Source organism: Ruegeria sp. E8, from assembly GCF_056533985.1.
The window spans coordinates 40,964-58,965 of record NZ_JBQFOY010000019.1 but is presented as its reverse complement, the minus strand read 5'-3'; the positions used below and the strand labels follow the sequence as shown (position 1 = coordinate 58,965).

The 18,002-nt window shown below is 57.1% G+C and carries 16 protein-coding genes; 6 read left to right on the top strand and 10 right to left on the bottom strand.

Annotated elements, in window-relative coordinates:
* Positions 1-84 precede the first annotated feature (84 nt).
* Positions 85-1,101 (bottom strand): GlxA family transcriptional regulator, encoded by a 1,017-nt coding sequence (locus tag ACR0LF_RS19370; protein ID WP_480577441.1) that lies wholly within the window; start codon positions 1,099-1,101, stop codon positions 85-87.
* Positions 1,102-1,282: 181 nt separating this feature from the next.
* On the opposite strand from ACR0LF_RS19370, the gene msrA reads away from it, so the two are divergent.
* A complete protein-coding gene (gene msrA, locus ACR0LF_RS19365; protein WP_480577438.1) occupies positions 1,283-1,954 on the top strand; it encodes a peptide-methionine (S)-S-oxide reductase MsrA in 672 nt (223 codons plus the stop codon).
* On the opposite strand, the gene ACR0LF_RS19360 is transcribed toward msrA, so the two are convergent.
* Positions 1,951-2,823 (bottom strand): ribokinase, encoded by an 873-nt coding sequence (locus ACR0LF_RS19360; protein ID WP_480577435.1) that lies wholly within the window; start codon positions 2,821-2,823, stop codon positions 1,951-1,953. The genes msrA and ACR0LF_RS19360 overlap by 4 nt on opposite strands.
* Positions 2,824-2,826: 3 nt before the next feature.
* Entirely contained in the window at positions 2,827-5,082 is a 2,256-nt protein-coding gene (locus tag ACR0LF_RS19355) for an NADP-dependent malic enzyme (protein WP_480577432.1), read from the bottom strand.
* A 162-nt stretch (positions 5,083-5,244) separates the two neighbouring features.
* Here ACR0LF_RS19355 and mutS point away from each other — a divergent pair, with 162 nt between their 5' ends.
* Positions 5,245-7,860: a DNA mismatch repair protein MutS gene (gene mutS, locus ACR0LF_RS19350; protein WP_480578044.1), complete on the top strand. Its 2,616-nt coding sequence runs from the start codon at positions 5,245-5,247 to the stop codon at positions 7,858-7,860.
* Positions 7,861-7,918: 58 nt separating this feature from the next.
* Here mutS and ACR0LF_RS19345 read toward each other — a convergent pair whose 3' ends face one another.
* Together ACR0LF_RS19345 and hrcA are read right to left on the bottom strand one after the other, a co-directional pair.
* A complete protein-coding gene (locus tag ACR0LF_RS19345) occupies positions 7,919-8,482 on the bottom strand; it encodes a nucleotide exchange factor GrpE (protein ID WP_480577429.1) in 564 nt (187 codons plus the stop codon).
* Positions 8,483-8,492: 10 nt separating this feature from the next.
* On the bottom strand, positions 8,493-9,557 hold the full coding sequence (hrcA, locus tag ACR0LF_RS19340) for a heat-inducible transcriptional repressor HrcA (RefSeq protein WP_480577426.1): 1,065 nt from the start codon (positions 9,555-9,557) through the stop codon (positions 8,493-8,495).
* 112 nt (positions 9,558-9,669) lie between these two features.
* Between hrcA and rph the strand changes: the two genes are divergently transcribed.
* Genes rph through ACR0LF_RS19320 form a run of 4 tightly spaced genes read left to right on the top strand, consistent with a single transcriptional unit; the run spans position 9,670 to position 12,495 of the window.
* Positions 9,670-10,383, top strand: a complete 714-nt coding sequence (gene rph / locus ACR0LF_RS19335; RefSeq protein ID WP_170655392.1) for a ribonuclease PH — start codon at positions 9,670-9,672, stop codon at positions 10,381-10,383.
* Positions 10,380-10,994, top strand: a complete 615-nt coding sequence (gene rdgB, locus ACR0LF_RS19330) for an RdgB/HAM1 family non-canonical purine NTP pyrophosphatase (RefSeq protein ID WP_480577422.1) — start codon at positions 10,380-10,382, stop codon at positions 10,992-10,994. Before rph ends, rdgB begins: the two co-directional genes overlap by 4 nt.
* On the top strand, positions 10,984-12,138 hold the full coding sequence (gene hemW / locus ACR0LF_RS19325) for a radical SAM family heme chaperone HemW (RefSeq protein ID WP_480577419.1): 1,155 nt from the start codon (positions 10,984-10,986) through the stop codon (positions 12,136-12,138). Before rdgB ends, hemW begins: the two co-directional genes overlap by 11 nt.
* A gap of 3 nt (positions 12,139-12,141) precedes the next feature.
* Positions 12,142-12,495 carry a YbaN family protein gene (locus ACR0LF_RS19320; RefSeq protein WP_480577416.1) on the top strand — a complete coding sequence of 118 codons (354 nt, stop codon included), beginning with the start codon at positions 12,142-12,144 and terminating at the stop codon, positions 12,493-12,495.
* On the opposite strand, the gene ACR0LF_RS19315 is transcribed toward ACR0LF_RS19320, so the two are convergent.
* Genes ACR0LF_RS19315 through mnmE form a run of 5 tightly spaced genes read right to left on the bottom strand, consistent with a single transcriptional unit; the run spans position 12,485 to position 17,982 of the window.
* Positions 12,485-13,381, bottom strand: a complete 897-nt coding sequence (locus ACR0LF_RS19315; RefSeq protein WP_480577413.1) for a ParB/RepB/Spo0J family partition protein — start codon at positions 13,379-13,381, stop codon at positions 12,485-12,487. The two genes, ACR0LF_RS19320 and ACR0LF_RS19315, sit on opposite strands and share 11 nt — an antisense overlap.
* 20 nt (positions 13,382-13,401) lie before the next feature.
* Positions 13,402-14,205, bottom strand: coding sequence for a ParA family protein (locus ACR0LF_RS19310; RefSeq protein WP_480577410.1), 804 nt, complete (start codon positions 14,203-14,205; stop codon positions 13,402-13,404).
* Positions 14,198-14,818 (bottom strand): 16S rRNA (guanine(527)-N(7))-methyltransferase RsmG, encoded by a 621-nt coding sequence (gene rsmG / locus ACR0LF_RS19305; protein ID WP_480577407.1) that lies wholly within the window; start codon positions 14,816-14,818, stop codon positions 14,198-14,200. Before rsmG ends, ACR0LF_RS19310 begins: the two co-directional genes overlap by 8 nt.
* Complete coding sequence (mnmG, locus tag ACR0LF_RS19300; RefSeq protein ID WP_480577404.1) at positions 14,815-16,683, bottom strand: tRNA uridine-5-carboxymethylaminomethyl(34) synthesis enzyme MnmG; 1,869 nt, start codon at positions 16,681-16,683, stop codon at positions 14,815-14,817. Before mnmG ends, rsmG begins: the two co-directional genes overlap by 4 nt.
* Positions 16,684-16,695: 12 nt before the next feature.
* Positions 16,696-17,982, bottom strand: a complete 1,287-nt coding sequence (gene mnmE, locus ACR0LF_RS19295; protein WP_480577401.1) for a tRNA uridine-5-carboxymethylaminomethyl(34) synthesis GTPase MnmE — start codon at positions 17,980-17,982, stop codon at positions 16,696-16,698.
* Between the last annotated feature and the right edge of the window lie 20 nt (positions 17,983-18,002).

Here is an 18,002-nt window from a genome sequence, read left to right as displayed (position 1 = left end):
ATGATCTGCTGAGTCTTGTTCAGCGGCGTGACTTTTTTCGCCGTTCAGCAAACTTTTTAAGCCAAATACCCAAGCGTCGGAAAATCAGTGTCTGGGCTTACGATGCATCGGCCAAGCGCGAAACTCGAACGGAACGCGTCCTTCAACTCTGTCATGGGTCGGGGGCAAGCCGAACCTGTCCTTGTAGGCGCGGCTGAAATGCACTGGACTTAAAAAGCCCGAAGCAAGGGCAATCTCGGCTATTGGTAACTCGGTCTGCGTCACCAGCCCGCGCGCACGGTCAAGCCTGATGTCGCGATAGTAAAGCGCGGGTGTTTTCTTGATATATGTCGCAAACAATCGATCCAGTTGCCGGTGCGATATACCTGCCCGCCTGCAAATCTCGGGAACCGGAACAGGTTCCTCAAGATTGGCCTCCATCACCTGAATCGCGGTTTTCAGTTTGGCGGGTACAGTCGTACCCAAGGGTTCTTTGCCTTCCGGCTGCTGCATCTCGGCCGGGCCGCGCAGCCGGTCATGAAACACGTATCTGGCGGCGGCATTGGCCAGTGCACTTCCTTTGATGCCCTGTAATATCTGCAGCCCGAAGTCGGTCGCCGCCGACCCGCCGCAACAGGTGATCCGGTTACCGTCCAGAACGTAAAGATTCTCGACAACCTCAATATTCGGATACAGTTCTTGCAGCGCATCGATATGCTCATAGTGGACAGTTGCACGCCGACCGTTCAGCAACCCGGCCTGCGCCAGAATGAAAGCGCCGGTGTCCAGCGCGCCTAGGGTCGCTCCGCTGCGTGCCCAGTGTCGCAAAGCGGTGCTCAGCTTGGATGTCAGATGCCGCTCTGGCGTCCAGCTTGAGGATACAATAACAATGTCAGCGTCGGTCAAACGTTTTGTATCAAGCGCTTGGGTCTCGATACCTGCACCATTGCTGGATACGCAGAAGCCCCCTGTTTCGGACAGGAAGCTCCATGTGAAATAGGGCTTTCCGTCCAGATAGTTCGCGGCCCGAAACGGATCGATAAACCCCATGGTCGCCGCCATGTTGAAGCTGGGTGCAACGATGACCAACAAACGGGTTGATACCTGTGCCTCCTGAACCATCGATCCTGATCCCAACCTTGCATCACCGGATCTCAGAAGAAATCTTTTGGTGTCGAGACACAAGGTTTCTTGCGACAAACCCATGGCTGATAAACTCGTCTCACCAGCGCGTGACATGCGATGTCAGGCAATTGCAAGTCGGCCAAACTCGGGTCACCTTGGTCCCAAAAGGAGACCTGACATGACACGGACTGCTTATCTTGATGCCTTCAAACCGGCCCTTCTGTTCACCCTGATCGCATTGGCCGCAATGCTGCGTGCTCTGCCTGCCCCGGCGGCGGGGACTGAAACGCTGACGGTTGCCGGAGGGTGTTTCTGGTGCGTGGAATCCGATTTTGAATCGGTTCCGGGCGTCACCGGGGCAGTGTCGGGGTATACCGGCGGCGAGTCTGCCAACCCTACGTATAATCAAGTGTCAAAAGGGGGAACCGGCCATTATGAGGCTGTGCAGATCACGTTCGATCCGGCCCGCGTCTCACGTGAAACACTGCTGAACATGTTCTTCCGCTCGGTTGATCCCACTGACGCCGGCGGTCAGTTCTGTGATCGCGGGGACAGTTATCGCACGGCAATTTTCGTCTCTAACACAAGCGAAAAAGCTCTCGCCGAGAAAGCCAAGGCTAACGCGCAGCGAGCATTGGGACAAACCGTTGTCACTCCGATCCTGAGCGCAGGTACCTTTTACCCGGCCGAGGCGTACCATCAGGATTACTACAAGGGGAACAAGCTGATCTTCACCCGCTTTGGGCCCAAGCGTCAGCGCAATGCCTATAAAGCCTACCGCAAAGCCTGCGGGCGAGACGCACGCGTCAAACAGCTTTGGGGTACAGACGCGCCGTTTGCTGGGTCTTAATCGAAGGATGCGTCGCGCACTTCTTTCAGATCGGGAATAACATCCGCCGTCCCGTGCCGCGTGACCATCAGGGCCGCGGCACGGTTTGCTTGCAGAATGGCCTGTTCCATCGGCATACCGCGATCCATACCCGCCAGGACATAGCCGGTGAACGTATCGCCTGCCCCTGTGGTATCCACGGCCTGCACCTTATGCGCCGCAAACTCCACCGGATCGCTGCCATGCTGCAAATACCGCGCGCCTTTTGAGCCCAGCGTGACAATGACATGTCGCACCGGCAGATCAGCGGCGCTTAGCCCGGTTTCCTGACGCAGCTGTTCGGCCTCGACCTCGTTCAGGATCAGGAAATCCAGATAGGGCAGAACCGCCTTTACCGCCTGCGCCTGAAACGGCGCCGCAGCGTAACAAACGGTCAGCCCGAGCCTGTGCCCCAACTGCGCTGCTTCGACCTGCGCGTTGGTTTCGTTCTGCAGGATCAGCAGATCGCCTGTATTTGCTGCCGACAGCGCCTGCCCCAAATGGCTGACATCCAGCGCGTGGTTCGCCCCCGGATAAAGGATGATCAGGTTCTCACCTTCGTCGTCCACTGCAATGATCGCGTGACCCGTCGGAAGATCCACCTCTGAGATATAGCGCGTGTCCACACCATATTCCGTCAAGCGATCCTTCGCCCAGCGCCCATCATGCCCCACAGCACCGATATGGCTGACGCGTGACCCGGCCCGCGCGGCAGCGACGGACATGTTGGCCCCTTTGCCACCAAGGAACCGATCCAGCCCTAGGGCCGCCAGAGTTTCCCCCGGCGTGGGCAGATGCGGCAGGTCATAGACCATATCCGCATTGATCGAGCCAAGATTCCAGATCGTCATGACTTACCCGATATCGCAGGAGGCCAGAATGGCCATGTTCAAAATGTCATTGGCCGTAGAGACGGTCGAGCAAATCTGAATTGGCTTATCGATGCCCGACAGGATCGGACCAATCACCGTCGCGCCACCCATTTCCTGCATCAGCTTGGTCGAGATCGACGCCGAATGGCGCGCCGGAACGATCAGGATATTCGCGGGGCCGGTCAGGCGCGAGAAGGGATAAGCCTCCTGCTGATGCGCGTTCAGCGCCACGTCGACAGTCATTTCGCCTTCGTACTCAAAGTCCACACCGCGCCGGTCCAGAACCTCGGGCGCGACATGCATCTTTTCGGCGCGTTCCGACACTGGATAGCCGAAGGTCGAGAAACTGACGAAAGCCACTCGTGGCTCCAGCCCCATATGGCGGGCCACAGCGGCCGCACGTTCGGCAATATTCGCCAGATCGTTCTCATCCGGCCATTCATGCACCAGCGTGTCGCCGATCAGAACGATCCGACCCTTGTGCAACAAGGCCGTCACGCCGGCGGCTCCATGGGCGGCGTCGGCGTCAAAGACGTGATTGATCCGATCCAGCACATGCGCGGATTTGCGGGTCGCTCCGGTCACCAGACCGTCGGCATGACCATGTGCCAGCATCAAGGACGAAAACACGTGACGGTCGCGGGCAGCCAGGCGGTGAATATCCTTGCGGTCAAAACCTTTGCGCTGCAAACGGCTGTAGAGAAAGCCTTTGTAAGCGTCGAGATGCATGGTGTTTGCGGCGTTCACCACCTCAATCTCACGCACCGCATCCCCGAGCCCTGCAGCCTCGAGCTTTTGTTTCACGTCATCCGGACGCCCCACAACCAGCGCTTTGCCAAAGCCCGAGCGCTGATACATTACCGCTGCGCGCAAGACGCGCGGATCGTCGCCCTCGGCAAAGATCATCCGGCTTTGCGCTGCACGCGCTCGGGCGTTCAGGCCGCGCAGGATGCTGGCGGTCGGGTCCATGCGGGACTTGAGGCTCAGCTCATACGCCTCCATGTCTATGATCGGACGGCGGGCTGCTCCAGTATCCATCCCGGCCTTGGCAACCGCCGGAGGGATACGGTGGATAAGGCGCGGGTCGAACGGGGTCGGGATGATGTAGTCGCGGCCAAAGGTCAGCGATTTGCCATAGGCCATGGCGACTTCATCCGGCACATCCTCACGCGCAAGACGGGCCAGAGCATGGGCACAGGCGATCTTCATTTCGTCATTGATCGCGCGGGCATGGATGTCCAGCGCGCCGCGAAACAGGTAGGGGAAGCCCAAAACGTTGTTCACCTGGTTCGGATAGTCACTGCGCCCGGTGGCGACGATGGCATCAACACGCACCTCATGCGCCTCTTCCGGCGTGATCTCGGGATCGGGGTTCGCCATGGCGAAGATCACCGGATTGTCCGCCATGCTGGCGACCATATCCTGCGTCACGGCACCTTTGACCGACACGCCCAGGAACACGTCGGCCCCCCGCATGGCGTCTTCCAGAGTGCGCAGATCAGTGGAGATCGCGTGGGCCGATTTCCACTGGTTCATCCCCTCGGTCCGGCCCTGATAGATCACGCCCTTGGTGTCACAGACGATGCAGTTTTCGTGCCGGGCGCCCATTGCCTTGAGCAGTTCGATACAGGCGATTCCCGCCGCGCCCGCGCCGTTCAGAACGATCTTAACGTCCTCAATCTTTTTGCCCGAAATATGCAGCGCATTCAGCAGACCCGCCGCGCAGATCACCGCCGTGCCGTGCTGGTCGTCGTGGAAGACAGGGATATCCATCTCTTCCTTCAGGCGCTGTTCGATGATGAAACATTCCGGCGCCTTGATGTCCTCAAGGTTGATACCGCCAAAGGTCGGACCCATCAGACGCACGGCGCGGCAGAATTCGTCCGGGTCTTCGGTATCCAGCTCGATATCGATCGAGTTCACATCGGCAAACCGTTTGAACAGGACCGATTTCCCCTCCATCACCGGTTTCGAGCCCAGCGCGCCCAGGTTACCAAGCCCCAGAACCGCAGTCCCGTTCGAGATCACAGCGACCAGATTGCCCTTGTTCGTATAGTCATAGGCGGTCTCGGGCGCTTCGGCGATTGCCTCACATGGAACAGCGACGCCGGGGCTGTAGGCCAGCGACAGATCGCGCTGTGTGGTCATGGGTACGGTGGCCTGCACCTCCCACTTGCCGGGGGTCGGGTCGAGGTGAAAGGCGAGCGCCTCTTCTTTGGTGATCTTCGCTTTGGGCATGTGATGGGTCGTTTCTTTACATATGTTGGGCTGTCGCCTCATAACGCAGGAGAACGCGCGCCTCAACGAGAATGAGTTTTCGGCTTTTACAGAAGATGCGGGATTTGTAAGGTCGCGCCCGGAATACGCCAAAAGGGGGCCGCCTTGTCCACAGTCACGCCAATGATGGCGCAATATCTCGAGATCAAAGAGGCCCATGCAGACGCGCTGCTGTTCTACCGCATGGGCGACTTTTACGAGATGTTTTTCGAGGACGCCGTCAACGCCGCCGAGGCGCTGGATATCGCCCTGACCAAACGTGGAAAACACAACGGAGCCGACATTCCGATGTGCGGCGTGCCCGTGCATTCGGCCGAAGGTTATCTATTAACGCTGATCCGCAAAGGCTTTCGCGTCGCGGTTTGCGAACAGATGGAAAGTCCCGCCGAGGCGAAGAAAAGAGGCTCTAAATCGGTGGTAAAGCGCGATGTTGTGCGTTTGGTAACGCCCGGCACGCTCACTGAAGACGCGCTGCTGGAGGCCCGCCGCCACAACTTTCTGGCCGCTTATGCCGAAGTGCGGGATGAATCCGCGCTGGCTTGGGCCGATATCTCGACCGGCGCGTTTCACGTGATGCCTTTGACATCCGTGCGGCTGAGCCCCGAGCTGGCGCGGCTGGCCCCCTCCGAACTGATCGTTGCCGACGGAATACAAGAAAAGCTGAACGAACCGGTTCGCGATCTTGGAATCTCGCTGACCCCGCTCGGGCGCGCCAGCTTTGACAGCACTGCGGCGGAAAAGCGCATCTGCGGATTGTTTCACGTGGGGGCACTGGACGCATTCGGGAATTTTGGCCGCGCCGAGATTTCAGCCATGGGTGCGCTGATTGACTATCTGGAGATCACGCAAAAGGGCAAGTTGCCCCTGCTGCAAACGCCGCTGAAGGAATCCGAAGACCGCGTGGTTCAGATCGACGCGGCCACAAGGCGCAATCTGGAACTGACCCGATCCCTGTCCGGTGGCCGCGCCGGATCGCTGCTATCGGTGGTGGATCGTACCGTCACACCGGGCGGCGCGCGGTTGCTGGAGCAACGCCTGTCCAGCCCCTCCCGCAACCTGGATGTCATCCATGCCCGTCTGGATGCAGTCAGTTTCGCCGCCGAGGACAGCCTGATCGCCTCGGACCTGCGCGAGGCCCTGCGCAAAACCCCCGATCTGGACCGGGCCCTTTCCCGCCTGTCACTGGACCGTGGTGGCCCCCGTGACTTGGCGGCCATTCGCAATGGGCTTTCGCAAGCAGTTGCTATTGCAGAAATTTGCGACGGTCAGGATTTGCCGGTTCTGCTGGCCACCGCTCTGCAAAATCTTGTTGGCTTCGACGACCTGCTGACCCTGCTGGACGAGGCGCTTGTCGCCGAACCGCCCTTGCTGGCGCGCGACGGCGGTTTCATCGCCCCCGGCTTCGACACCGAACTGGACGAGGCCCGTACCCTGCGGGACGAGGGCCGCTCGGTGATCGCCGGGTTCCAACAGAAATATGCGGAGCATACCGGCATCACCTCGTTGAAAATCAAGCACAACAACGTGCTGGGATATTTCATCGAAACCACGGCCACCCATGCCGAAAAAATGCTGAACCCGCCGTTCTCAGAAACCTATATCCACCGCCAGACCACCGCCAATCAGGTGCGGTTCACCACCGTCGAACTCTCCGAGATCGAAACGCGCATTCTGAATGCCGGAAATCTGGCGCTTGAGATCGAAAAGCGGCTCTACCAAAGGCTTTCTGATGAGATTCTGACCCTCGCTGCCCGCCTCAACCAGGCTGCCCGTGGGCTGGCTGAACTGGATTTGACGACGGCATTGGCCGATCTGGCGCAGGGAGAGAACTGGTGCCGCCCACAGGTCGACACCTCTCGCGCTTTTGACGTTCAGGGCGGACGCCACCCGGTCGTCGAACACGCCCTGCGCCAGCAAAACGGTGATGCTTTCATCGCCAATGACTGCGATCTGAGCGCTGGCACAGGTGCCGCCATCTGGCTGCTGACCGGTCCCAACATGGCCGGTAAATCAACCTTCCTGCGCCAGAACGCACTAATCGCCCTCCTGGCGCAAATGGGCAGTTATGTCCCCGCCGAACAGGCCCAAATCGGTCTGGTCAGCCAACTGTTCAGCCGCGTCGGAGCATCGGATGATCTGGCCCGGGGTCGCTCAACCTTCATGGTGGAAATGGTCGAAACCGCCGCCATCCTGAACCAGGCTGATGATCGCGCGCTGGTGATCCTCGACGAAATCGGTCGCGGCACCGCCACCTATGACGGCCTCTCCATCGCCTGGGCCACGCTGGAACACCTGCACGCCTCCAACAAATGCCGCGCCCTGTTCGCCACCCATTACCATGAACTCACCGCGTTGGCTGGAAAACTTGAAGGCGTCGATAACGCCACTGTCGCGGTCAAGGAATGGGAGGGCGAAGTGATCTTCCTGCACGAAGTCCACAAGGGCGCCGCCGACCGATCCTATGGCGTTCAGGTCGCCCAGCTTGCCGGCCTGCCCGCATCCGTGGTCGAACGCGCCCGTATCGTGCTGGGTCAACTGGAAAAAACAGAACGCGAAGGCGGCAAGCAAAAAGCTCTTATAGACGATCTGCCTTTGTTTTCGGCCGCGCCGCCTCCACCGCCACCAACACCCAAAGCGTCACCTGTCACTGACATGCTCGATGAAATCCTTCCCGACGAGCTCACCCCGCGCGAAGCGCTCGACCTGATTTACAAACTGAAAGAGGCGGCCAGATCCTGACCGCCCCTTCATCTTTTCCAAAATACTCTCGCCGAAGGCTTGGCCTCGCAGAGGCCAATCAGCTAGCAGGTGTCGACGACACCCCAACCTGCGCCGGACGCAGCAACCGGTCGTGCAACATGAACCCTTCGGCAGACACCTGGATAATGTCGCCCGCACGGGTCCCCGGCACCGGTGCTTCAAACATCGCTTCATGCACATTGGGATCGAACCGGTCGCCAACTTCCGGCGTGATCACCTCGATCCCATGCTTCTGGAACACGTCCTTCAGCGCCCGCATGGTCAGTTCGACACCTTCCAGCAAACCGGCCGCAACCTCTTTCTGCTCATCGGTCGCCGCTTCAAGCGCGCGTTTCATGTTGTCGTAAACCGGCAGCATGTCCCGGGCCAATTTCGACCCGCCGTATTGCTCGGCATCACGACGGGCCTTGTCGCCGCGTTTGCGCGCATTCTCAGCATCCGCCAGCGCGCGCATGAACTTGTCCTTGAAATCGTCCCGCTCAGCACGTAGCGCGTCGATCTCCAGCGCCTCTTCGCTGATGTCCATCAGCTCTTCGGCCAGCTCTTCCGCCTCAGCGGTTGCGATATCGTCCAGAAAATCTTCGTTCTTGGGCTCTGCCATCTCTTACCCTCTAGCTCCGGTCGGATATCAGCTTGCCGACCAGTTGCGCCGTATAATCCACGATCGGCACGATCCGTCCATAATTCAGACGCGTGGGCCCGATGACCCCGACCGCACCGATTATCTTTCGATCAGCGTTCATATATGGAGACACCACCAAAGAGGAACCCGAAAGTGAGAAAAGTTTGTTCTCAGACCCGATAAAAATGCGCACACCTTCGCCTTCTTCGGTCAATTCAAGGAATTCCGCGATGTCCCGCTTGCGTTCCAGGTCGTCAAACAAGGTACGGATTCGGTCCAACTCTTCGGCCTGACCTGGTTCATTCAGCAGATTCGCCCGCCCGCGCACGATCAAACGGGCCGAGTCGCCCCCGTCCCCGTCCCAAGCGGCCATACCGCTTTCGACCATTTCACGCGCCAACACATCGATCTCCTGCTTGCGGGCGTCGATCTGCGTCTGCATCTGACGGCGCACTTCGCTAAGCGTGCGCCCCTCGATCAGTGCGTTCAGAAAATTTGCCGCCTCGCGCATCGAACTGGGCGTCTGCCCCGGCGGCGGCGTGAACAGGCGGTTTTCAACATGACCGTCCGCAAACACCAGAACCACCAAGGCGCGGTCGTGGCCCAGCGAGACAAACTCGATATGTTTGATCTCGGACTCATGCTTGGGTGTGAGAACCAGCGAGGCACCATGTGTCACGTGTGACAAAGCCGAGCCCACACGATCCAGCATTCCACCCACATCGCCCGCATTAGAGCCTAATGTTTCATCCAGCTTCTGCCTGTCAGCCGCCCCCAGATCGCCAACTTCCAGCAACCCGTCCACAAACATCCGCAGCCCCTGCTGTGTTGGAATCCGGCCCGCGCTGACATGAGGGCTGTCGAGCAGACCCAGAAACTCCAGATCCTGCATCACATTACGTACAGTCGCGGCGCTGACTTTTTCTGACAGGGTGCGCGTCAGGGTGCGGCTGCCAACCGGCTCACCGCTGTCCAGATAACTCTCGACGATCAGCCGAAACACCTCGCGCGACCGGTCGTTCATCTCGTTCAGAATTTTACTTGCTTCGCTCATCAGCGGCCCTCTGCTGGGTCGTCATTAAATCGCAGGCAAATGAAAGGTCAATCGGGGTTGCATCGTAACGCTGCGGGGCGTTATCCCCAACCCAACAAACAAAGGATTTCCGATGCGACCCTCTGGACGAGATTTAAGCGAAATGCGCGCCGTTTCAATCGAAACGGGGTTCACCAAACATGCCGAAGGCTCCTGCCTGATCAAAATGGGCGACACGCATGTGCTGTGCACCGCCACGATCGAGGATCGTGTTCCGCCTTTCATCAAAGGCTCGGGCCTGGGTTGGGTCACCGCCGAATACGGGATGCTGCCCCGCGCCACCAACACACGAATGCGGCGCGAGGCCGCCAGCGGCAAACAAGGTGGACGCACCGTGGAAATCCAGCGTCTGATCGGCCGCGCCCTGCGTGCCGGTGTGGATCGGGTTGCTCTGGGCGAACGTCAGATCACCGTGGACTGCGACGTGATTCAGGCCGATGGTGGAACCCGTTGCGCCTCGATCACCGGAGGTTGGGTTGCACTACGTCTGGCGGTGAACAAGCTGATGAAGGCCGGCGACGTGATTTCCGACCCGCTGGTCGATCCGGTGGCTGCTGTGTCCTGCGGGATTTATGCCGGTCAACCGGTTTTGGATCTGGATTACCCCGAGGACAGCGAAGCGGGTGTGGATGGTAATTTCATCATGACCGGCTCGGGCAAACTGATCGAAGTTCAGATGTCTGCCGAAGGCTCGGTTTTCAGCCGCGCCCAGATGGATCAGTTGATGGATCTGGCCGAAAAAGGCGTGGGTGAACTGGCCGCAGCCCAAAAGGCCGCCACCGCATGACCCGCAAGTTCGACAGCGACAGGCTGCTGGTGGCCACGCACAACAAGGGTAAGCTTGAGGAGATGGCGCATCTCCTCGAACCTTTTGGTGTGACCGTAGTGGGTGCGGCAGAGATGGACCTGCCTGAACCGGAGGAAACCGAGGATACATTCGTCGGTAACGCCCGGATCAAGGCCCATGCCGCCGCCAAGGCGACCGGCCTGCCTGCCCTGTCGGACGATTCCGGCATCACCATCGACGCGCTGGACGGCGCGCCCGGTGTTTATACCGCAGATTGGGCCGAAACCGGCAATGGCCGCGATTTCCTGATGGCGATGACCCGCGCGCATAATGAGTTAGAGGCAAAGAATGCCGCTCACCCGCGCACGGCTCAGTTCCGCAGCACGCTGGTTTTGGCCTGGCCAGACGGACATGACGAAGTGTTCGAGGGCATCGCGCCAGGTCATCTGGTTTGGCCAATCCGTGGCGAAGGTGGCTTTGGCTATGACCCGATGTTTGTCCCTGACGGGTACAACATTACCTTTGCCGAGATGGATCGCTGGGAAAAGAACAAGATCAGCCATCGCGGCCGCGCGGTGGAGATGTTCGTGAAGGGCTGCTTTGGCGGATGATTGGCGCAACGGGGGCTTTGGCCTGTATGTGCATTGGCCCTTTTGCGAGGCCAAATGCCCCTATTGCGATTTCAACAGCCATGTATCGAGAAGTATCGATCAAAAACAATGGTTCGATGCCTATCTAAGTGAATTGCGCCGATCTGCGTCCGAAACCCCTGACCGGGTTCTGAACACGATTTTCTTTGGCGGCGGCACCCCCTCTTTGATGGAGCCTGACACCGTTGCAGCGGTGATCGAAGAAGCCCGCGCGTTGTGGCGCCCCGCCAATGACATGGAAATAACGCTTGAGGCCAATCCGGGATCGGTCGAGGCCGGACGGTTCGATGCGTATCGGGATGCAGGCGTGAACCGAATTTCAATGGGGGTTCAGGCGCTGAACGACGAAGACCTACGGCGTCTGGGTCGGATCCACACCGTTGCCGAGGCACGTGCTGCCTTTGATATCGCGCGCAACTGTTTTGAACGCGTCAGCTTTGATCTCATCTACGCCCGCCAGCATCAGACATTGGACGCCTGGCGCAGCGAATTGACCGAGGCGTTGTCGATGGCTGTCGATCATCTCTCGCTTTACCAGCTGACGATCGAGGAAGGCACGGCCTTTGGGGATCGCTATGCCGTTGGCAAGCTACGGGGTCTGCCAGAGGACGAGCATGCCGCCGACATGTATCTGGCCACACAGGAAATTTGCGAAGCGCATGGTCTGCCAGCATATGAAGTGTCGAATCACGCCCGCCCGGGATCAGAGTCCCGGCACAACCTGATCTACTGGCGCTATGGAGATTACGTCGGTATCGGTCCGGGTGCGCATGGCCGCGTTACGTTGGACGGCCAGAAATTGGCGACCGAGACGTATTTGTCCCCTAACGCGTGGTTAAATGCCGTTGCCAAGGGGAGTGGTGAGAAAGAAAGAACCCTGCTGCCCACTCAGGATCAAGCAAGTGAATACCTTATGATGGGGTTGAGGGTTTCTGAAGGTCTACATATTGATCGCTTTAACACATTGTCAGACCAGCCGTTGCCAGAAACCAAACTTAATGACCTGAAAGAGCTGGGTATGATCGATCAGGAAAATGGTCGTCTGGTTGCCACCAAAGACGGTCGGGCAGTTCTGAACGCGGTCATCCGAGAATTGTTGGGATAGCAGATGCAATACCTCTGGGCCGCGTTGGGATTACTAAGTGTGGGGTTGGCCGTGATAGGTATTGCTCTGCCTCTTTTGCCAACAGTTCCGTTTCTTTTGCTGGCTGCGTTCTTTTTTGCGCGCTCTTCGTCCCGGCTGCACAATTGGCTGGTCGGCCACAGCACTTTCGGACCGATGATTCTGGACTGGCAGCGTTCAGGCGCCATACGCCCGGCTGCAAAAAAAGCGGCCACCTTGTCGGTCGCCGCTGTCTTTGGATTGTCAGTCATTCTTGCGCTTCCAAGCCACGTCCTGATCATTCAAGCCGTTGTTCTGAGCGGTGTCATGATCTTTATCTGGACGCGTCCTAACGGCTAAGCTTGGCGCATAGATCGTCCAGCTGGTCGAGGTTTTCATAAGTCAAAACAACTTGACCGGTTTCTGTTCCGGCTTTGTGATTGATCGACACTTTCATCGCCAAAATCGCCGACAGATCCTTTTCCAAAGCGCGCGTGTCGGCATCCTTACCCGCATCCAGATTTCTGGAGCGCGGTGCGGGCCGTTCTGCACCACCTTGCTGCTGTTTTTTAACCAAAGCTTCGGTTGCACGCACCGACAAGCCATCCTTGACGATCTGCTTTGCAAGTTCTGACGGGTTTTCCGCCGTAATCAGTGCCCTGGCGTGCCCGGCTGATAATTTACCTTCAATAACAAGGGCTTGGACATCCATTGGCAGAGACAAAAGACGCAGCAGGTTGGCGATATGGCTACGGCTCTTACCCAGAGCTTCGGCAAGTTTTTCCTGCGTGTGACCAAAGCGATCCATCAATTGCTTGTAACCGGCGGCCTCTTCTACCGCGTTCAGATCGGCGCGCTGGATGTTTTCGATGATCGCAACTTCCAGGACCTCGGTGTCGTCGAACTCACGCACAATGACCGGGATATCATGTAGCTGCGCCATCTGGGCCGCGCGCCATCGGCGTTCCCCGGCGACAATCTCATACTCATCCGAACCCGTTGCCCGCACGATCAGCGGTTGAATGATTCCTTTTTCCTTAACCGACGCGGCCAGCTCATCCAACTGCTCGGACAGAAAGGTGCGGCGCGGCTGGTTGGGGTTGGCTTTCAGCTTTTCGATCGGCACTTTCAGATCAGGTCTGCGTGTATCGTTTTGTGCCCGACCTTCCGTTTCGGGATTTACATCCGCCATAAGAGCGGACAGGCCTCGCCCCAACCCTCTGGATTTCGCTTTCTTGGCGCTCATGTCGCCCTCCTCATTCCCGCTCAGGCGGCAGATTTATTGTTCTTGTACATGATCTCGCGCGCGAGATGCCGGTAGGCCATTGCCCCAAGTGAGCCCGAATCATATTGCAAGACTGGCAACGCATATGACGGCGCCTCACTGACCCGCACGTTTCGGGGTATTTTCGTCTTAAAAACCATCTCACCCAGATTGTCACGTGCGTCCTTTTCGACCTGACGGGACAAGTTGTTGCGGTTGTCATACATGGTCAACACAACACCTTCGATTCTCAGGTCAGGATTCGCGGTTTGACGGACCTCTCGAATTGTCAGCATCAGTTGCGAAAGTCCTTCAAGAGCAAAGAACTCACTTTGCAGCGGCACAAGCACGGAATGCGCCGCAACCATTGCGTTGACAGTCAGCAAATTGAGCGATGGCGGGCAGTCGATCAGGATAAAATCGAGATTGAACATGTCCACCGCGGTCTGACGCAGTGCATCATGTAAAAGGTAACTGCGCTTTTCGTTGGAAATCAGCTCGATATCAGCGGAACTCAGATCAACAGTCGCGGGAACCACGAAAAGACCTTCAATCTCTGTTTCCTGAATCACGGCCTCCAGTGGAGCATCGTCGAGGATCAGATCATAGGTTGTCCAATCCCGGTCCTCGACGCCCAAACCGGTCGACGCATTCCCCTGTGGATCGAGGTCCACCACTAGAACCCTGCATCCGGATTCCGCCAATCCCGCTGCCAGATTGATAGCTGTGGTTGTTTTTCCTACCCCACCCTTCTGATTGGCGACAGCGATAATCCGAGGCCCTGAAGGTCGAGACAAATCAACCACGTGATACTCCTTTGATCTTAAGGATAACGGCTTGAGGTTCAGTTAAACTTGTAATCGGCTCAGCTTCGAAATTCCATTCCTCACGTGCGTCTTCCAGCTCTTTTTTCCAATTTGCGCCTTTGGGCAACAATGCTGTCCCTCCTGCGCTTAAATGCCTGTCACAAAAGGACAATAAGCTGCGCAAATCGGCAAGTGCCCGGGCTGAAACGATATTCGCAGCCAATGGATCAACAGATTCGATCCTTTTCGAAACAACCACGCACTTAATACCGCATTCCCGTGCTACGCTACGCAGGAAAGCCGATTTTCTTTGGTCACTCTCTACCATGGTGAACGAGGACTCGGGGTTTTCGTCGGCTGCGATGATGGCGCAGACCATACCTGGAAACCCACCTCCGCTGCCCAAATCCACCCAGGAAGCAAATTCATCTGCGCATCGATAAACTTGCACCGAATCAAGGATATGCCGGTCCCATATGTGTTCCAGACTGTTCCGCGATACGAGGTTGATCCTTGGGTTCCAGCGCCGCACCAACTCAACATAAGTTGAAAGACGCTCGAATGTTTCACGTGAAACATCCAAATCTTCAAACATGGAATAATCTACTGTCATGCCTGACGCGCTCTTTGGTCCCTACGCAATTTCGCAAGGACGAGCGTAAGCGCCGCTGGTGTGACCCCCTCCACCCGGCTTGCCTGGGCAATGTTCGAGGGCTTAGCCTGCGACAGCTTCTGTTTCATCTCTGAAGACAGACCATCAAGAGCAAAATAGTCAAACTCACGTGGGATGATATAGGATTCATCCCTTTTCATCGCTTCAACGTCTCGCTTTTGTCTGGCGATGTAATTTGCGTACAGGGCGTCGCGTTCAACCTGAAGCCTGATACTTGGATCAACATCATGCAATTCTGGAACCAGAGGCAGCAAATCTTCGAAGGATGTATCAGGAAACGCTAGAATCGCCATTCCATCCCGGCGATTGCCATCTTGGTTGACGTTTATCCCGGCAGCAAGAACTTCCTTGGGGGTAAATGTACGCTCCGTCAGTTTTGACTTCACAGCCTCAAGCTGTCGCATTTTACCTTCAAACTGAGCTTTACGTTCTTCCCCAACACAACCCAGTTCCAACCCAAGTGGTGTCAGACGCTGGTCAGCATTGTCTGCTCGCAAAGATAGACGGAATTCTGCCCGCGACGTGAACATCCTGTAGGGTTCGGCAACCCCGCGAGTCGTCAAATCATCAATCATCACACCGATATAGCTGTCAGATCGTGTAAAATGGATCGATTCTCGCCCTTTGACCTCACATGCGGCATTCAATCCGGCCACCATCCCCTGGGCGGCCGCTTCCTCATATCCTGTTGTTCCGTTTATCTGACCCGCTAGATATAGACCCGGTACATCTGGCAGCGACAAGGAAGCGCTCAGAACCCGTGGATCAACATAGTCATATTCGATCGCATAGCCTGGTTGCAGAATTTCCGCCTTCTCCAGCCCTTTAATCGACCGGACATAATCCAATTGCACATTTTGTGGCAGCGATGTCGATATGCCGTTTGGATAGATCGTGTGATCGTTTACCCCTTCCGGTTCCAAGAAAATTTGATGTGATTCCTTATCTGCGAAACGCACAATCTTATCTTCTATCGATGGGCAATACCGTGGGCCTACGCCATCGATATGACCCCCGTACATCGCAGATTTCGAAAGGTTCGCCTCGATAATCTCATGGGTTTGCGCATTTGTATGCGTAATTCCGCAAGAAATCTGAGGCGCGACAACGGATGTCGACAGAAACGAAAACAGCGTTGGATCATCATCCCCATGCTGTTTTTCCAAGTCTGACCAATCGATCGTTCTTCCGTCCAAGCGCGGTGGCGTGCCGGTTTTCAAACGACCCATCGGAAGGTTGTAACTGTCCAGCCGTTCGGCGAGTTTGACAGAGGGGCGATCCCCCATGCGGCCACCGGGGCGTGAAACGTCACCAATGTGGATGACCCCGCGAAGGAAAGTGCCAGAAGTCAGAATAACCGCTTGCGCATAAAACTCCGACCCATCCGCAAGTATGACACCTGCAACACGTGAACCATTCATTAGAAAGTCGACAACTTCTCCGACGACGACTGAAAGGTTCTCTTGGTTTTGTGTTTCCTTTTGCATTGCAGCCCGGTAAAGGGCGCGGTCCGCTTGTGTTCTTGGCCCCTGAACAGCGGGTCCTTTTCGACGATTCAGCAATCTGAACTGAATACCAGCCTGATCCGCTACGCGCCCCATGACACCATCAAGGGCGTCGATCTCACGCACCAAATGACCTTTTCCCAAACCACCAATCGCCGGATTGCAGGACATCACACCGATATCCGAGGCGCTTAGGGTTACCAGCGCTGTCGCTGCGCCCATCCTTGCAGACGCATGAGCTGCCTCGGTGCCAGCGTGACCCGCGCCGATGACAATGACATCAAACTTCGAATGTTTCACGTGAAACACTCCTTACTTTCCCAAACAGAAGCTGGAGAAGATTTCATCCAGCAGCGTTTCGACATCTATTCTGCCCACCAAAGATTCCAGGGCTCTTATGGCCGTTCTCAACTCTTCTGCTGCGATATCATACAGGTCCGGACCTGATTCCAGAACCTGGATCGCGGCACTCAACGCGTTTACAGCCTTGTTCATCGCCGCCCGGTGCCGTTCACGCGTTGCAATACCATGGCTAGTGGTTCTATCACTTAAAACACACGATATCTGGTCCACTAACGCATCAATCCCTTGCCCTGTTTTACCGGAAACCCCACCGCTTAAGTCCCCGCGAAGGTCCGCTTTGGGTAAAACTTGGATATCGCCGTCCTGAAATACCACACCCAATTGTTTCGGTGAATCTGACAAAAAGACCCGAAGATCAGCGGCATCCGCTCGTTTACGAGCCAGCTCAATTCCAAGATTTTCGACATAATCCTTTGTCTCCCTCAACCCTGCTGTATCCAGAAGAGTCACTGGCAACCCGGCAAGGTCCATCCGAACTTCGATCACATCTCGCGTCGTGCCCGCATATTCCGACGTGATCGCGGCGTCGCGGCCAGCAAGAGCGTTCAGCAAGGTGGATTTACCTGCATTTGGCAGTCCTACTATTGCGACTTCGAAACCATTGCGAATACGTTCGGCAATTTTCACGCCATCTGCTTCACGGCGAAGATCTGCCATGACTCCATCCACCAGATCCCGCACTTCCGGAGTGACATCTGTTGGAACTTCTTCATCGGCAAAGTCAATCACAGCCTCCAGCAAAGACGCCGCGCGGATCAGATCCCGACGCCAACGCTCGGCCAAGGCTCCAAGATCACCGGCGAGAATGGTCTGGGCCTGTTTACGCTGCGCCTCGGTCTCGGCATCGATCAGATCTGCAAGACCTTCTACCTGTGTCAGGTCCATCTTGCCGTTTTCAAGCGCCCGACGGGTAAATTCACCCGGTTCAGCCATACGCAGCCCGTCTGTATCCGACAGACAGCGCAGCACGGCATTCACCGAAGCCGTACTCCCGTGGATCTGAAACTCAGCCACATCTTCACCGGTAAAACTTGCCGGAGCCTGGAAGGTCAGAACCAGCCCATCGTCCAAACGTGAGCCATCCTGATCCCGCAGAGTGCGCAGGATCATTCCACGGCGTGGCAACGGCGCCCCTGTCAAACGCTCCGCGGCGGAATGCGATTCAGGGCCAGAGAGGCGAATGACCGCCACCCCGGCTTTGCCTTGCGCGCTGGCCAAGGCGAATATCGTATCCATTCGAAGGCCTCGCTTGGGTC

Bases quoted from the DNA above. Each gene is read 5' to 3' on its own strand.
- hrcA (WP_480577426.1), bottom strand. From the start codon at position 9,557: ATGAGCGAAGCAAGTAAAATTCTGAACGAGATGAACGACCGGTCGCGC.
- rdgB (WP_480577422.1), top strand. From the start codon at position 10,380: ATGACCCGCAAGTTCGACAGCGACAGGCTGCTGGTGGCCACGCACAAC.
- mnmE (WP_480577401.1), bottom strand. From the start codon at position 17,982: ATGGATACGATATTCGCCTTGGCCAGCGCGCAAGGCAAAGCCGGGGTG.
- ACR0LF_RS19320 (WP_480577416.1), top strand. From the start codon at position 12,142: ATGCAATACCTCTGGGCCGCGTTGGGATTACTAAGTGTGGGGTTGGCC.
- rph (WP_170655392.1), top strand. From the start codon at position 9,670: ATGCGACCCTCTGGACGAGATTTAAGCGAAATGCGCGCCGTTTCAATC.
- ACR0LF_RS19315 (WP_480577413.1), bottom strand. From the start codon at position 13,381: ATGAGCGCCAAGAAAGCGAAATCCAGAGGGTTGGGGCGAGGCCTGTCC.
- ACR0LF_RS19360 (WP_480577435.1), bottom strand. From the start codon at position 2,823: ATGACGATCTGGAATCTTGGCTCGATCAATGCGGATATGGTCTATGAC.
- msrA (WP_480577438.1), top strand. From the start codon at position 1,283: ATGACACGGACTGCTTATCTTGATGCCTTCAAACCGGCCCTTCTGTTC.
- ACR0LF_RS19345 (WP_480577429.1), bottom strand. From the start codon at position 8,482: ATGGCAGAGCCCAAGAACGAAGATTTTCTGGACGATATCGCAACCGCT.
- mutS (WP_480578044.1), top strand. From the start codon at position 5,245: ATGATGGCGCAATATCTCGAGATCAAAGAGGCCCATGCAGACGCGCTG.
- rsmG (WP_480577407.1), bottom strand. From the start codon at position 14,818: ATGACAGTAGATTATTCCATGTTTGAAGATTTGGATGTTTCACGTGAA.
- ACR0LF_RS19370 (WP_480577441.1), bottom strand. From the start codon at position 1,101: ATGGTTCAGGAGGCACAGGTATCAACCCGTTTGTTGGTCATCGTTGCA.
- ACR0LF_RS19355 (WP_480577432.1), bottom strand. From the start codon at position 5,082: ATGCCCAAAGCGAAGATCACCAAAGAAGAGGCGCTCGCCTTTCACCTC.